Here is a 13,869-nt window from a genome sequence, read left to right on the forward strand (position 1 = left end):
CGCCCGCGATGTTCCGGGGAGGGGATATGATCTTACAGTTTGGACTGCGTGCGTTGCTCTGCGGCGCGCTGGTGTCGCTGGGCGCGATGTCGTTCGCGCGAGCGGAGGGCACCTACGAGATTCCGGCCGGCGCGCATTTTAACCGGGACAAGCTTGCCAAGGTTAGTGAGTTCTTCAAGAACGAGGTCGCGACCGGCAAGATCGCCGGCGCAACCGTGCTGATCCAGCAGCGCGGCAAACCGGTTTTCCGCGAAGCCTTCGGCGTGCAGGACGTGGCGAGCAAGGCGCCGATCACCGACAAGACGATCTTCCGCCTGTTCTCGATGACCAAGGCGATCACCTCGGTTGTCGCGATGCAATTGGTCGAGGACGGCAAGATCAAGCCCGACGATCCGGTCTCGAAATACATTCCGTCCTTTGCCAATGTGAAGGTCGGCGTCGAGAAGAAGGCCGAGGACGGCACCAAGTCGCTCGAACTCGTGCCACCGAACCGGCCGATGACGGTGCACGATTTGATGACGCACACCTCGGGCGTCACCTATGGCTTCTACGGCGACACCCTGGTCCGCAAGGCCTATCGCGACGCCAACATCTATGCCGGCGATTTTGACCTCGCTGAGTTCGCCGAGCGCATTGCAAAGCTGCCGCTGCACAACCAGCCCGGCGCGCTCTGGCAGTACGGCCATTCCACCGACATCCTGGCGCGCGTCATGGAGGTCGCGAGTGGAAAGCCGTTGCTCGAGATCGAGCGGGAGAAGCTGCTGGTGCCGCTCGGCATGGTCGACACCGGCTTCTTCGTCACCGATCCCGAGAAGCAGAAGCTGCTGGCGCAGCCGGTGCCGAATGACAGTGATTTCCGGGTCGGCCGGATCAACGATCCGACCGTCGCCAAGAAATGGCAGTCCGCCAGCGGCGGCATGGTCTCCACCATGGCGGACTATGCGCGCTTCGCGCAGATGCTGCTCAACGGCGGCACCCTCGATGGCAAGACCATCCTCAAACCGGAGACGTTCAAGCTGATGGTGACCGATCAGATCGGCCCCAAATCGGGCGTCGATCGCGATTATTTCTACTTCCCCGGCGACGGTTTTGGCTTCGGCCTCGGACTCGCGGTGCGCACCGACCCCGGCAACGCAAAACCGCCGCCGCCCGGCGATCTCGGCGAACTGAAATGGGACGGCGCCTCCGGCTGCTATTTCGTGATTGATCCCAAGCAGGACATGTTCTTCGTGCTGCTGGAGCAGACCCCGACCGAGCGCCAGCGCGTGCAGCGGACATTGAAGCAGCTGGTCTATGAAGCAATGGAGAACTGACATGCGCGGGCGCCGCGCGCTGATCGCGGCGCTCGTCCTTGTGTTAGGCGTCGTTGGTTTGAAGGCAGGCTCCGAGCGCGCCGCGCACAATCTCTCGCCCGAAGGCCTGGCAAAAGTCTCCGACTACATCCGGAACGAGATCGCGACCGGCAAGATCCCCGGCGCCATCCTGCTGCTCCAGCAGCACGGCAAGCCGGTCTATTACGAGAATTTCGGCGTCCGCGACGTCGCGACCGAGATGTCGATGAGCGCGGACACGATCTTCCGCCTCTATTCGATGTCGAAGCCGGTCACGTCAGTCATGGCGATGATGCTGGTCGAGGAGGGCAAGCTCAAGCTCGACGATCCTGTCTCGAAATACATTCCGGCCTTTGCCGGCATGAAGGTCGGCGTCGAGAAGAAGGCCGAAGATGGCAAGGTCGCGCTGGTGCTGGAGCCGGTCATTCGTCCGGTCACAATCAAGGACCTGCTGCGCCACACCTCCGGGCTGCCCTACGGCTATCATGGCGGCGGCATGGTGCGCGAACTCTATGCCGAGGCCAATCTCTTCAACAGCAATCTCAACAATGCCGACTTCGTCGCCAAGATCGCCACGCTGCCGCTGGTCGAGCAGCCCGGCACGGTGTGGGACTACGGCTATTCCACCGACGTGCTCGGCCGCGTCGTCGAGGTTATCGCGGGAAAGACGCTGCTTCAGTTCGAGAAGGAACGGCTGCTCGATCCGCTCGGCATGACCGAGACGGCCTTCTTCGTCGCCGATCCCGCCAAATTCCCGCGCATTGCCGAGCCGATGCCGGAGGATCGCAACATCAATCCGACGACGCAGGTCCGCGACATCAGGCAGCCCGCGAAATGGGAATCGGGCGGCGGCGGCATGGTCGGCACCGTCGGCGACTATGCCCGTTTCGCACAGATGCTGCTGAATGGCGGCACCTATGACGGCCGGCGCTATCTCAAGCCCGAGACCATCGCGCTGATGGCGTCGGATCATATCGGGCCCGAGACCAAGGTCGCACGTGACCAGAACTATTATCCGGGCGGGTCTTCTGGGTTTGGCCTCGGCTTCGCGGTGCGCACGTCGGTGCCGCCCGGCACATCCTGGCCACTTGGCGAATATCGCTGGGACGGCGTCGGCGGCACCTTCTTCTTCATCGATCCCGAAGACGATCTGTTCGGGATCTTCCTGGTGCAGACCCCGTCGCAGCGCGGCCGGATTCAACTGGCGCTGAAGACGCTGATCTATCAGGCGATGGGGCGGTGATCGCGGCGGTTCGCGGGGCTTACGCCCCGCGCACGATCTCGCGCACGTAGCCGATCATCTCCTCGATCTGGGTCGCATTGACGTCGAGATGGGTGCAGGCACGGATGCGGCCGTCCATCATCGCAAGCGTCACGCCGCGCTGGCGGAGCGCCGCAACCATCTTGTCGCCGGCAATGCCGGCGCCATCGGGCTTGAAGAACACGAGATTGGTCTCGGGCTCCTGCACGTCGACGCCAGGGATCTGCGACAGTCCGCGGGCGAGTGCGCGCGCGTTGGCGTGGTCGTCGGCGAGACGATCGACGTGATGGTCGAGTGCGTAGATGCACGCGGCCGCGCAGATTCCGGCCTGCCGCATTGAGCCACCGAGGCGCTGCTTCCACTGCCACACCGCGTCGATGAAGGCGCGGGAGCCTGCGAGCACGCCGCCGATCGGCGCGCCCAGGCCCTTCGAGAAGTCGATCCAGGCCGAATCCCACCCCGCCGTCATGTCGCGCGGGGAGATGCCGCTCGCCACGGTGGCATTGAGCAGACGCGCGCCATCCATGTGGGTGACGAGGCCGTGTTGTTTGGCGATCGCGACGATTTCGTCGAGCGCGGCCTTCTTCCAGATCGTGCCGCCGCCGATATTGGCGGTCTGCTCGACGCTGACCACGGTCTGCGGTGGCTGGTAGCGCGTGCGCGGGTGCAGCGCCTTGCGGAAAGTCTCCGGCGTGAACTGGCCGTCGGGTCCCTTCAATTGCGTGACCTGGAAGCCGCCGATGGCGGCATGCGCGCCGCCTTCGCGCGCGATGATGTGCGCGCTCTCGTGCGCAAGGATCTCGTCGCCGGGGCGACAATGCACCAGCGTCGCGGTGACGTTGCACATCGTGCCTGATGGCATGTAGACCGCGGCTTCCTTGCCGAGCAGCTCGGCGACGCGCTCGCACAGCGCATTCACGGTCGGATCGTCGCCGACCTGCTCGTCGCCGACTTCGGCGCGCGCCATCGCCTCGCGCATCGCAGCCGTTGGCTTGGTCTGCGTGTCCGAGAGGAGATTGATGCGCACCGGCGGTGCCTTGGGATCGATGGGGGGAGGGGTATAGAGCATCAACTTGCTCCCTGAGGGAATTGCACTCACTCGCGGTCAGCGAGTTCTGGGTGGACGCCGGGCGGCGTGACGAAACCGCATGATCACGACTTCTGTCGCGGTCACACGATAATCGATCAGATACGGTTAAGGGTTGACCGGCAAGCGACGGACGTATGCACGGGTGGTCGGTCGCCCTGCATAAGGGTGATCCTGAAGCAGTGCGATGAACGCTATAACGCGGTCACGCACGTGGTCTGCTCCTTGGGGCGAGCGCGCTTCGATGTAGGTCAGAACTTCGTCGATTTGGACGAGCGCCCGCTTCGTGTAGCGGACCTTCACAGCCCGTGCTTAGCCCACATCGCGTGGATTTCGTCGACGCTGGCAAGCTCACCGCGAGCGATTTCGGCTTCGGCCTCGGCGAGATCGGCCTCTTCCGCCGGCGTCAGCTGGATCGGAGGAGGCTGATCGACTCCAGCAAGTTCAAGCAGGGTCCGCGCCAATTCGTCCTGCTCTGAATCAGGCAGGCCGGACACTTTGCTAAAGGCCTCTTCCAGAAGACGCGTCATGCTCAACTCTGCAATGCGCAATCCTAGCACATATGGCCTGGGACATGGAAATGGCCGGCTCAAACAAAAAGGCCCCGGAAACCGGGGCCTTTGAGGAATTGATTCTGCCGAACTATCAGCGCGAATAGAATTCGACGACCAGATGCGGCTCCATCTGCACCGGGAACGGCACGTCGGAGAGGTGCGGGATGCGCACGTATTTCGCGGTCATCTTGTTGTGGTCCACCTCGAGATAGTCCGGGGTGTCACGCTCAGAGAGCTGGCTGGCTTCGAGGACGTGGGCGAGCTGCTTGGAGGCTTCCTTGACCTCGATCACGTCGCTGATCTTGACCTGATAGCTTGAGATGTTGACCTTGCGGCCGTTCACCTTGACGTGGCCGTGGTTGATGAACTGGCGCGCGGCGAAGATCGTCGAGACGAACTTGGCGCGGTACACGACCGCATCGAGACGACGCTCAAGCAGGCCGATCAGGTTCTCGCCGGTGTCACCCTTGAGGCGGCTGGCCTCGACATAGATGCTGTGGAACTGGCGCTCGGAGATGTTGGCGTAGTAGCCCTTCAGCTTCTGCTTGGCGCGCAGCTGCACGCCGAAGTCGGAGAGCTTGCCCTTGCGGCGCTGGCCGTGCTGGCCGGGACCGTACTCGCGGCGATTGACGGGGCTCTTCGGGCGACCCCAGATGTTCTGGCCCATACGGCGGTCGAGCTTGTACTTGGCTTCACTGCGCTTAGTCATCGCGTCCTCTGTAGGTTCATGATTTGAGGAAACGCGCCCTCCTGTGTGACGGGCTAGCCCGGCACTGACAGGTCCCATCCCCAAAGCGTGGGGGAAAGGACCACGGGTCGCGAAACGCTTCGCGGGCCGAAATCGGCCCGCGAGCAAGCGGCTTTTAGGGGAGTTCGGGGTTCGCTGTCAATGCGAATGGCCCTGGAATCACGTCCTGACCGCCCGGATCGGCTTGGGGCCGGCTGCCCGCAATTCGGCAGCGATTTCAGTGTTCAGGACCTGTTCCAGCCGGGTCAGGACCCTGGCGATGGGGGCAGCGTCGGTCACCCGGTGATCCCAGCGGATCACGACATGGATGCTCTGGTCAGCCCCGACCACCCCATAGCTGACGATGAAAGGGCCGGGCGTGATGGGGTGAAGCTCGCCCCCGCCATACGCGGCCACCGAGCTCACGGCGAAGCTGCCGAACCAGTTGCCGCGCTGCCGGCCGAAATTCAGCCCGATCGCCCAGGACAGGCGCCGCAGCGGCAGCGGCAGACGGGTCGCCCGCATGATCTTGCGGAACATGGGAATTTCGTCGATCGGGGCTGTCTTGGCGCGCCGGATCTCGGCGTCGATTTCGGCCAAGGCTATGGCCTCTGGGCCTGCGATCCGCTGCAACAGCACGCATTCCTCGCCGTCCTCGACCCGGGCGATGGCGACCGAGGCTACGCTCTTCGGCAGCTCATAGAGCATCGGCCAGGGCCATTTGGCGTAAACCGTGCGCAGGAGCGGCTCGTCCCTGGCCACCAGAGCGAAGGCCTTGACGAACATCGCGGCCCAGCCGGCCGGCGCCATCGCGCCCGCGCGGGCGTCCAGCAGAGGGCGGATGTTGAGCGAACGGGAAAGCGACACGAATGGCACGCCGATCGAGGCGCGCATGAGATCGATAATCAGGCGGCGCGGCAGCGAAATGGTCTTTGCTTTCCCGCGCATCGCTCTTTCGGTTCCCGCAGATTAGACAATGTGGAGCGAGCGGATTCCCGCTCGCCGCCTGCTCTAGCACGAACCAACCCGCCTGGGGCCGGTCGGTTCGCCGCATCAGGGTGCCGGCGAAGCCAGCGGCTTGGTCTTGTCGACGACGTAAACTCCAAGCACTTTCATGGCCTTGTCGCCGTGGGCTTTGGCGTCGTGCACGACACCTGCCGGGATCTGGTAGGAATCACCGGCTTTCAGGGTTTTCTCCGGCTGACCGTCGATAAGAAGATTCAGCTCGCCTTCGAGCACGTAGCCGGTCTCGATTCCCGGATGGGTATGGCGTCCGGCCGCGCCGCCCGCCGGGACTTCCGCGATGGCGGTGATGGTGTTGTAGCCGTCCGGAAATTCGACCTTTTGGAGTGGGGTGCGTTTGATGCCGGGCTGCTGGGCGAAGGCGGCAGCGGCAACGCCGGTGAAGGCAAGACCGGCGAAGGCAAGAGCGAGCAAAGTCTTTTTGAGCATTGTTTCCTCCCTGGAACGGCCGACCCTAGCAGCGCCGCCGTTCCCGGCAAGGTGGCAATCGGCCTGTTCAGCGCTTGATCCCCTCGAACGCCGCCATGATGCCGCGCTGGAATAGCGACCAGTCGAAGCCGAGCGCGATCGCGCGGTAGCCGCGGTCGATCAGCTGGTTGGCCTGGTCTGCGGTACGCGCCACGCCACCGATCGGCACCCCGCTTCTGAGGATGCCGGCTTCCGCGCGGGCGACCAACTCCAGCAGCTCGGGATCGTCCATCTGCCCGCGCCTATTGATGGACGTGGCGAGATCGCCGGGGCCGATCACAGCAACATCGATGCCTGGCGTCGCCATGATCTCGTCGATGCGGTTGACGGCCTCGACATGCTCGATGGTGATCATGCAGATCATCTCGTCATCGGCTGAGGCCATGTAGTCCGGCATCGACTGGCCCCAGCGGAACGGCGCGTGGAACGGACCCCAGAGACGATCGCCGCGCGGCGGATAGCGCACGCTGCGCACCGCTTTCTCGGCATCGGCGCGATTGGTGATCATCGGGAAATTGATGCCGAAGGCGCCGATGTCCATCGGTGCTTTCGCCAGCCACGGCTCGTTGGCCGCGATCCGCACCAATGGTGTGCACGGCGTGCCGGTCGTTGCCGCGATCATCGCATGCGCCTCGGTCAGTCCAATCGGACCATGCTCGAGATCGACGATGATCCAGTCGAGCGAGCGGGCCATGATCTGCACAGTCTGCACGCTCGGGATCGTCGCGATCGCCCCGAACGCGGGACGACCCTCGCGCCACAATTGGCGGAGGCGATTGAGCGGCATTGCGGGGATCGACATGAGATGACCTGCGGAGAGATGACGACGGCGAAGCCTAGCAGCGTGCCGTGTCCGCGGAAAGTCAGGCCAATGCGCGGCCGCCGAAGAATGGCGTCAGCGTGGCGCTGAGGCCATGTACGCGATTCGAGGTGAAGATCATCTCGGCACCGGATTGCGCGATGCCGCCGATCGGCGGGCCGAGTAGATCCGAGACGCGGCGGGCGATCGCGGGTGCCGGATCGATCCAGTCGACCGGCCAGGGCGCGAGCTTTTTCATCCGGTCGAGCAGCAGCGGATAATGCGTGCAGGCGAGCACGACTATGTCGGTGCGCGCGCCCGCATCCGCGGCATCGCCGACGAAGCAGGGGGTAAGCTCGGCGAGGATGTCGCCGTCACTGATCGGGGTGCCGCTGAGTTCAGCTTCAGCCAGCGAGGCCAGTTCGGGTGAGCCGACCAGCGTCACCTCACAACCCAGCGCGAAATCGCGGATCAGCGCCTTGGTGTATTCGCGCTTCACCGTGCCCTTGGTACCGAGCACGGAGACGCGCCGGGTCTTCGACTGGGCGCAGGCCGGCTTGATCGCCGGCACGGTGCCGACGAAGGGCAGGGAATAAGCGGCGCGCAAGTGAGATAGGACCAGGGTGGACGCCGTGTTGCAGGCGATGACGACGAGGTCAGGATCGTGCGTGCCGATCAATTCCCCCATCAGCGGCACCACGCGGGCGATGATCTGGTCCTCGCTGTGGTGGCCGTAGGGGAAGAAGGCGTCGTCGGCGACATAGACGTAATGCGCGTCCGGGCATGCGGCCACGACCTCACGCAGCACCGTGAGCCCACCAAGGCCGGAATCGAACACCAGGATCGTCGGAGAATTGATCACGTCGTTACCTTAGCCCGCCATGGTTACCATTCGGTTTTTGGGGCGGTTTTGCGGCAGGGGCGTTTGGGACCAATTTGGAACGATTCAATTTCGCGATTGCCGCGTGTTCCCGCTATCAGCTGCCGTACTGCGGTGCCGACAGGGGCGGCAGGCCCGCAAAACTCCGGAGAGCCGACATGATCAGAAACACCAGTCAAGGCTGGGGCAGCGTTTCCCGGTGGCTGCACTGGATTTTGGCGCTGACCATTATCGGCATGATCGGCTTCGGCTGGTGGATGAACCACATCCCGGCGCGTCCCGATCGCTTCTTCTACCGCTCGATCCACGCCGATATCGGCTATGTGATCCTGCTGCTCACCGTGCTGCGCCTGGTGTGGCGCCTCGTCAACCCGACGCCGGCTTTGCCGGCCGAGACCTCGCGCTGGCAGAAGATCGCGGCCCATGTCAGCCACGGCGCGCTCTACCTCGCCGTTGTCGTCGTCACCATGCTCGGCTGGGCCCATTCCGGTGCGCACGCGCCTGACTATTCGGACTTCTTCGGCCTGTTTCACGTGCCGCAATTCACCACGCCCGACCGCGCGGCGGCGGGCGTCTATGAGGACCGCCACATCCTCTTCGCCTATGTGCTGCTCGCCTTGATCGCGGTTCACATGATCGCGGCCCTCTGGCACCACTTCATCCGCCGCGACCGCGTCGTGGCGCGGATGGTAACGGACGAGGCGTAATCGCAACCACACATGTGCGTTCGTGGCACATCCCACGTTCTGCTTCATCTCTTCAGGAGGCCTCATGCTTACCGTCCATCATCTCGGCAAATCGCAGTCCGAGCGTATCGTCTGGCTGTGCGAAGAGCTGGGGATTCCCTACGAGCTGAAGCGCTATACGCGCGATCCCGTCACCATGCTGGCTCCTGCCGAGTACAAGGCGCTGCATCCGGCTGGCACGGCGCCGGTCATCACCGACGGCGAGCTGGTGCTCGCGGAATCCGGTGCGGTCGTCGACTACATCGTTGCAAAATATGGCAACGGCCGACTCGTGCTCGGTCCCACTGATCCCGCCTTCGCTCAGTTTCTGTATTGGCTTCATTTCGCCAATGGCACCCTGCAACCCGGCATGGGGCGGATGATGATCCTGAGCCGGCTCGATCTCGCCAAGGACAATCCGACCCTGCTCGCGATGAAGGGGCGTCTCGATCGGGCCTACGATCTTCTCGACGCAAGGCTTCGCGAGACCGAATACCTTGCGGGCAGCGCTTTCACGACCGCCGATATCATGACAGCTTTCTCGCTCACCACGATGCGCTACTTCCAGCCCTATGACCTGTCGCGCTGTCCGAACGTGGTCAAATATCTCGGCCGCATCAGCGCGCGGGCGGGCTATCGGCGTGCGATGGAGAAGGGCGATCCGGGCATGGCGTTGCTCTTGAACTGAACGGCGACGCGCAATCGATCACGCGATCCTGTTCGTGGTGGCGGCCCGCTCCGTGGCCAGCTGCTTCTGCAACCGATCGATGTTTTGCAGCAGGCGCTGGCTGGTCAGCACCAGGAAGTAGTAGCCGAACTGCGGATCCTGGAAGTAGATCTCGAGCAATCGGTCGTAGGTAATCGTCAGCACCTGCCCGTCTTCGATGCATTCGATAGTTCCGGTGCGCCGGTTGCCCGGCGTGAGGAAGCCGAGCTCGCCCATCAGCGCGCCCGGCATGATCTCGATATTGATCTCCTTGACCAGGAACTTGCCGGTGACGGTCAGGAGCATGTCCTTGGCTGGATCGCCCAGTTTGAAGAGCGTGTCGCCACGGCGGTATTTGCGTTCGGTCATGAACGGCTTGAGCCATTCGATCGACATGTCGCCTTCGGCCGCATGGCGCGCCTTCTTGACGAGCTTGAGCATCTGCCGCAGCCGCACGGCGTTGATCGGAAGCAGCAGCAGATAGAGCAGGAACGTAGAGACGTTGGCTGAGAGCGCGCCGAAAACGGCGAAGAACGCGCAACCGACCATGTTGGCGACGCGCAGCGGCACCATCGTCCGCATCAGGAGGGTGGCGACGAAGAAGCCTGCGCCGACCGCGGCGAACATATTGGCCAACGTGATGTTGTGGACGAAGATCTCCAGCATCCGATTGAAAATCGCGTCGTAGGTGACGTTGTTCGGATCGAGGCCCATCTGGACCAGGATCTTCGCGATCTTGAGGTTATCCGTCGCCGCATCGAGAATGCGGTCGAGGATCGACGAAATGTCTGCGCTGCCGGACGGCATGGTACTATCCCCGCGTAAGGCCTTCAGTCCTGGTCGGTATTCTCGACAGGTATAGCCGAAATCGAATGACGACCACTTGAATGAAGCCTCCGGCCGTCATGCCGCAAGAGGCAAATTTTAGCGGGATCGGTGGTTTCGGCAATTGCCTGTTTGGCCGTGGCGCCCCCGTGATTCGGGCCCACGGGGTACGAGCCTCGGCGTGGTGGACCTCGGCGCCCGACGGGGCAGGGGCGTGGGGCGATCCCAGCCCTAGGGCTTGGCGGCGGGCTGCACGACCTGCTGCTCGACCAGGCCTAGGTGCCCCGGCAGCGAACCGGCGCGCAGCATCATGGCGATGCTGTTCGCTTCCTCCAGGGTGAAATTGCCGGAGATCTGGCCCGAACCGCCGGTGATGGGCTCGCGGATCACGGGGGCGGAGATCACCTTGCCGTCGAGCACGATGGCGAAGGGCTTTCCGATGTTCTCTTCGGTGACGTGGGCAAAGCGCCGCGTGCCGCGGCCGTTGAAGCGGAACGAGGCGATCGGGTCCTTCGTGCCGCTGGCAAAACCCGGGCCTGCATAGCTCATGTCGTCGCCGTCGAGCACGCTGTCCTTGGCGACCAGATAAAGGCTCTTGTCCTTGAAGCCGGGCAGGACTTCCGTGCCTGCCGGCGGCGCGCCGGATTGCGCCTGCTCCGGCGGCATCGAGAGGTCGATCAGGCGGAAGCCGACCTTGACCCTTCGGGCGAAGACCGCGGTGACGCGCTCGGGCTCCATCACACCGGGCAGGAAGATGCGGATGCGATCGGTCCCGTCGGGCTGGACGCTGGCGAGCTGGACGCCGGCCTCCTTCAGACGCTGCTCGATCATGGCGATGGCATCTTCGACGAACTCGTGCAGCCGCGCGGAGGACGCGGCATCGGTCGGCGCGAGCCTGACCATTCCGTCGCCGCCGTCAGTCACGGCGAGTGCATGCGACGGCAATCCCTCTGCGGCTGACGCGAGCTTGCGCGCGAGCTGCTCGCGGCCCTTGGCGTCGGCGATCTTCAACTCGACGCCGCCGTCGCGGATCGCAAGACCGGAGAAGGCGATCCGGCCCTCGCGCAGGTTCTTGTAGACGTCGTCGCGCAAATCCGTGACGACGCTCTCGCGCAGGCCATCGGTGTCCACCTTGTAGATGATGCGCGACCCGCCGAGCTTCTCCATCTTGTCGGCGACGAAGGCCGCGATCTTGGCGCGCATCTTGTCGAACTGGCCGTCCTCGGCGAGTGCCGCGCGGGGCAGGGCGATCGCCGATGCCATGATCGCAAGTGTCATGGCGAGCGCGATGAAGGGCCGAGTGGCGCAATCCCGCAGGGGCGTAGTCATGATCACCTCAAGTCTTGCGGCAGGGCGCTGGCATGATGGTCCGATGCCAATTCTTGGTCCCCGGATCTGGCCCGCAGGTTCAAAGGTCTGAGCCCGATCGTAGGCGACGTTAGGTCATGGACGAACGCCAAATCATCCATCATTCTGTCCGTGCTCGACCGGTCATCGGTCGAGGCCTCCTCGACCCAAAAAGTCAAAAGACAGGGCGCGGGGAATGCATCTGAGGGAGGACGGAATTCCATGGCGGGCATCCACGCGCTCGATCGGCTCATCGGCAGCGACTATCCGGACCTGGCAACGGACGCCGAGGTTCGAGCCTTCGAGCAGGTCCCTTACGCCGATCGCGTCGCGGCCGAGAGCACCTACGACGCGATCAGGCTGGGTGCGGCGGGCAACCCCGACGGGCCGGCGATCCAGTTCCTGCAAAATGCCGATCCCGCCGACACGCCTCTCGTTGTGACATACCGCGATTTCATCGCGCGCGTCACGCAGGCCGCCAACATGTTTCAGGCGCTTGGCGTCGAGAAGGGCGACGTCATCAGCTTCATGCTGCCACTGGTACCTGACGCCTTCGTGACACTGTTCGGCGCGGAGGCCGCAGGCATCGCCAACCCCGTCAATCCGCTCTTGGAGCCGCACCAGATCGCGGAGATTCTGGAAGCCGCGAACACAAAAGTCCTGGTGGCGCTCGGACCGATGCCCGGCACCGACATCTGGCAGAAGGTCGAACAGATCCGTCCACGACTCAAGCATCTCAAGGCGGTCGTGCAGGTGTTCGGCGGCGGCGATCCGGCGAAGGGAATCTTTGCCTTCAGCGATCTGATCAAGCAGCAGCCGTCGGACCGGCTTATCAGCGGGCGCAAGATTCTCGGCAGCGATATCGCGGCCTATTTCCATACCGGAGGCACCACCGGAACGCCAAAGCTGGTGCGGCACACCCATGCCAACCAGGTCTATCAGGCCTGGGCGCTCAATCTGCTGCTGAAGTCCAAGCCCGGCGCCAACATGCTGTTCGGCATGCCGCTGTTTCATGTCGGGGGTTCGCTGACCCAGGTGCTGCTGACGCTGTCCGCCGGCGGATCGCTGGTCGTGCTGTCGCCGAGCGGATGGCGCAATCCGAATGCGGTGAAGAACATCTGGCAACTGGTCGAGCGCTTCAAGCCGGAGGCGCTGTCGAGCGTGCCGACGGTGCTCGCCGCAACGCTCGCGGTGCCGCCCGGCAATGCCGACATCTCCAGCCTGAAATATGCAGCCGGTGGCGGCTCGGCGATCCCGGTCGCGGTGGGGTCTGCAATCCAGGACAAGCTCAAGCTGCCGGTCGTCGAGGTCTACGGCATGACCGAGACCTCGAGCGTGCACACGCTGGCCTATCCGTCGCGGCCGATCCGGCTCGGCTCGGTCGGCCTTCCCATGCCTTACGCGCGGGTCCGCATCGTGCAACTCGATGCCGACGGCCGGCTGATCCGCGACTGCGCGCCGGACGAGATCGGTGTCGTCATCATGGCCGGGCCCGGCGTGTTCGGCGGCTATCTCAACGACGAGCACAACAAGGGCGCCTTCGTCGACGAGGTCTGGGTCAATTCCGGCGATCTCGGCCGGCTCGATGCCGACGGCTATCTCTGGATCACCGGCCGCGCCAAGGATCTCGTGATCCGCGGCGGCCACAACATCGATCCGGCGCCGATCGAGGAGATCATGTTCCGGCATCCCGCCGTCGGCTTTGCCGCGGTGGTCGGTCAGCCCGACGCCTATGCCGGCGAATTGCCGGTGGGTTACGTGCAGCTGAAGCCGGGTGCGACCGTCGAACCGGGCGAGTTGGAGACATGGGTGCGCGAGCGCACGCCGGAGCGCGCCGCCGTTCCGGTGCAGGTCATTCCGATCGACCCGATGCCTGTCACCGGCGTCGGCAAGGTATTCAAGCCGCAACTGCGCTGGGACGCAGCCCAGCGCGTGTTCACGAAGGTGCTGACACCGCTCGCCGAGCGCGGCATCGACTGCAAGGTCAGGGTCGGCGCTCACGGCAGCCACGGCTCGATCGCCACGGTTACGCTGGCGGGCCTGCCGGCTGATCAGCGCGAGGCGGTTGCGAGCGAGGTGCACGCACTGCTTGCACCGTTCGTGATGCGCCACGAGGTGGTGCAAATGTAACGGACC

The 13,869-nt window shown here is 64.1% G+C and carries 15 protein-coding genes; 5 read left to right on the forward strand and 10 right to left on the reverse strand.

What is annotated here, in order from left to right:
- Positions 1–26: 26 nt before the first annotated feature.
- Together IVB27_RS16445 and IVB27_RS16450 are read left to right on the forward strand one after the other, a co-directional pair.
- Positions 27–1,313, forward strand: coding sequence for a serine hydrolase domain-containing protein (locus tag IVB27_RS16445; protein WP_247444469.1), 1,287 nt, complete (start codon positions 27–29; stop codon positions 1,311–1,313).
- A gap of 1 nt (position 1,314) precedes the next feature.
- Positions 1,315–2,574, forward strand: coding sequence for a serine hydrolase domain-containing protein (locus tag IVB27_RS16450; RefSeq protein ID WP_247444470.1), 1,260 nt, complete (start codon positions 1,315–1,317; stop codon positions 2,572–2,574).
- A 19-nt stretch (positions 2,575–2,593) separates the two neighbouring features.
- Here the strand turns inward: IVB27_RS16450 and IVB27_RS16455 are convergent, their stop codons facing one another.
- From IVB27_RS16455 to murI, 8 genes are all read right to left on the reverse strand, one after another.
- Positions 2,594–3,661: a threonine aldolase family protein gene (locus tag IVB27_RS16455; protein ID WP_247444471.1), complete on the reverse strand. Its 1,068-nt coding sequence runs from the start codon at positions 3,659–3,661 to the stop codon at positions 2,594–2,596.
- Between the two features lie 126 nt (positions 3,662–3,787).
- The gene (locus IVB27_RS16460; protein WP_247444472.1) at positions 3,788–3,982 is read right to left on the reverse strand and encodes a type II toxin-antitoxin system RelE/ParE family toxin; all 195 of its coding nucleotides are present in this window, start codon (positions 3,980–3,982) and stop codon (positions 3,788–3,790) included.
- Positions 3,979–4,230, reverse strand: a complete 252-nt coding sequence (locus IVB27_RS16465; RefSeq protein WP_524536487.1) for a hypothetical protein — start codon at positions 4,228–4,230, stop codon at positions 3,979–3,981. The genes IVB27_RS16460 and IVB27_RS16465 overlap by 4 nt, the downstream gene beginning before the upstream one ends.
- A gap of 94 nt (positions 4,231–4,324) precedes the next feature.
- Complete coding sequence (gene rpsD / locus IVB27_RS16470; protein WP_247339107.1) at positions 4,325–4,942, reverse strand: 30S ribosomal protein S4; 618 nt, start codon at positions 4,940–4,942, stop codon at positions 4,325–4,327.
- Positions 4,943–5,140: 198 nt separating this feature from the next.
- Positions 5,141–5,908, reverse strand: a complete 768-nt coding sequence (locus tag IVB27_RS16475) for an acyltransferase (RefSeq protein WP_247444473.1) — start codon at positions 5,906–5,908, stop codon at positions 5,141–5,143.
- A 105-nt stretch (positions 5,909–6,013) separates the two neighbouring features.
- Complete coding sequence (locus IVB27_RS16480) at positions 6,014–6,412, reverse strand: cupin domain-containing protein (protein ID WP_247444474.1); 399 nt, start codon at positions 6,410–6,412, stop codon at positions 6,014–6,016.
- Between the two features lie 67 nt (positions 6,413–6,479).
- The gene (locus tag IVB27_RS16485) at positions 6,480–7,253 is read right to left on the reverse strand and encodes an HpcH/HpaI aldolase family protein (RefSeq protein ID WP_247444475.1); all 774 of its coding nucleotides are present in this window, start codon (positions 7,251–7,253) and stop codon (positions 6,480–6,482) included.
- Between the two features lie 61 nt (positions 7,254–7,314).
- Complete coding sequence (murI, locus tag IVB27_RS16490; RefSeq protein ID WP_247339100.1) at positions 7,315–8,112, reverse strand: glutamate racemase; 798 nt, start codon at positions 8,110–8,112, stop codon at positions 7,315–7,317.
- Between the two features lie 176 nt (positions 8,113–8,288).
- Between murI and IVB27_RS16495 the strand changes: the two genes are divergently transcribed.
- Positions 8,289–8,837 (forward strand): cytochrome b, encoded by a 549-nt coding sequence (locus IVB27_RS16495; protein WP_247444476.1) that lies wholly within the window; start codon positions 8,289–8,291, stop codon positions 8,835–8,837.
- 64 nt (positions 8,838–8,901) lie between these two features.
- A complete protein-coding gene (locus IVB27_RS16500; RefSeq protein ID WP_247444477.1) occupies positions 8,902–9,543 on the forward strand; it encodes a glutathione S-transferase family protein in 642 nt (213 codons plus the stop codon).
- 18 nt (positions 9,544–9,561) lie between these two features.
- Here IVB27_RS16500 and IVB27_RS16505 read toward each other — a convergent pair whose 3' ends face one another.
- Positions 9,562–10,368, reverse strand: a complete 807-nt coding sequence (locus IVB27_RS16505; RefSeq protein WP_247339096.1) for a Crp/Fnr family transcriptional regulator — start codon at positions 10,366–10,368, stop codon at positions 9,562–9,564.
- Positions 10,369–10,617: 249 nt separating this feature from the next.
- Positions 10,618–11,715, reverse strand: coding sequence for a SecDF P1 head subdomain-containing protein (locus IVB27_RS16510; protein WP_247444478.1), 1,098 nt, complete (start codon positions 11,713–11,715; stop codon positions 10,618–10,620).
- Between the two features lie 240 nt (positions 11,716–11,955).
- Here IVB27_RS16510 and IVB27_RS16515 point away from each other — a divergent pair, with 240 nt between their 5' ends.
- Positions 11,956–13,863 carry an acyl-CoA synthetase gene (locus tag IVB27_RS16515; RefSeq protein ID WP_247444479.1) on the forward strand — a complete coding sequence of 636 codons (1,908 nt, stop codon included), beginning with the start codon at positions 11,956–11,958 and terminating at the stop codon, positions 13,861–13,863.
- Positions 13,864–13,869: the final 6 nt, after the last annotated feature.

Origin of the sequence: Bradyrhizobium sp. 197, from assembly GCF_023073375.1 — a bacterium.
Classification (GTDB): Bacteria; Pseudomonadota; Alphaproteobacteria; order Rhizobiales; family Xanthobacteraceae; genus Bradyrhizobium.

What these genes read in the sequence shown, in the direction of transcription:
- IVB27_RS16485 (WP_247444475.1), bottom strand. Translation starts at nt 7,253, where the DNA reads ATGTCGATCCCCGCAATGCCGCTCAATCGCCTCCGCCAATTGTGGCGC.
- IVB27_RS16480 (WP_247444474.1), bottom strand. Translation starts at nt 6,412, where the DNA reads ATGCTCAAAAAGACTTTGCTCGCTCTTGCCTTCGCCGGTCTTGCCTTC.
- IVB27_RS16515 (WP_247444479.1), top strand. Translation starts at nt 11,956, where the DNA reads ATGGCGGGCATCCACGCGCTCGATCGGCTCATCGGCAGCGACTATCCG.
- IVB27_RS16510 (WP_247444478.1), bottom strand. Translation starts at nt 11,715, where the DNA reads ATGACTACGCCCCTGCGGGATTGCGCCACTCGGCCCTTCATCGCGCTC.
- IVB27_RS16475 (WP_247444473.1), bottom strand. Translation starts at nt 5,908, where the DNA reads ATGCGCGGGAAAGCAAAGACCATTTCGCTGCCGCGCCGCCTGATTATC.
- IVB27_RS16445 (WP_247444469.1), top strand. Translation starts at nt 27, where the DNA reads ATGATCTTACAGTTTGGACTGCGTGCGTTGCTCTGCGGCGCGCTGGTG.
- IVB27_RS16505 (WP_247339096.1), bottom strand. Translation starts at nt 10,368, where the DNA reads ATGCCGTCCGGCAGCGCAGACATTTCGTCGATCCTCGACCGCATTCTC.
- IVB27_RS16450 (WP_247444470.1), top strand. Translation starts at nt 1,315, where the DNA reads ATGCGCGGGCGCCGCGCGCTGATCGCGGCGCTCGTCCTTGTGTTAGGC.
- IVB27_RS16495 (WP_247444476.1), top strand. Translation starts at nt 8,289, where the DNA reads ATGATCAGAAACACCAGTCAAGGCTGGGGCAGCGTTTCCCGGTGGCTG.
- IVB27_RS16455 (WP_247444471.1), bottom strand. Translation starts at nt 3,661, where the DNA reads ATGCTCTATACCCCTCCCCCCATCGATCCCAAGGCACCGCCGGTGCGC.
- rpsD (WP_247339107.1), bottom strand. Translation starts at nt 4,942, where the DNA reads ATGACTAAGCGCAGTGAAGCCAAGTACAAGCTCGACCGCCGTATGGGC.
- IVB27_RS16500 (WP_247444477.1), top strand. Translation starts at nt 8,902, where the DNA reads ATGCTTACCGTCCATCATCTCGGCAAATCGCAGTCCGAGCGTATCGTC.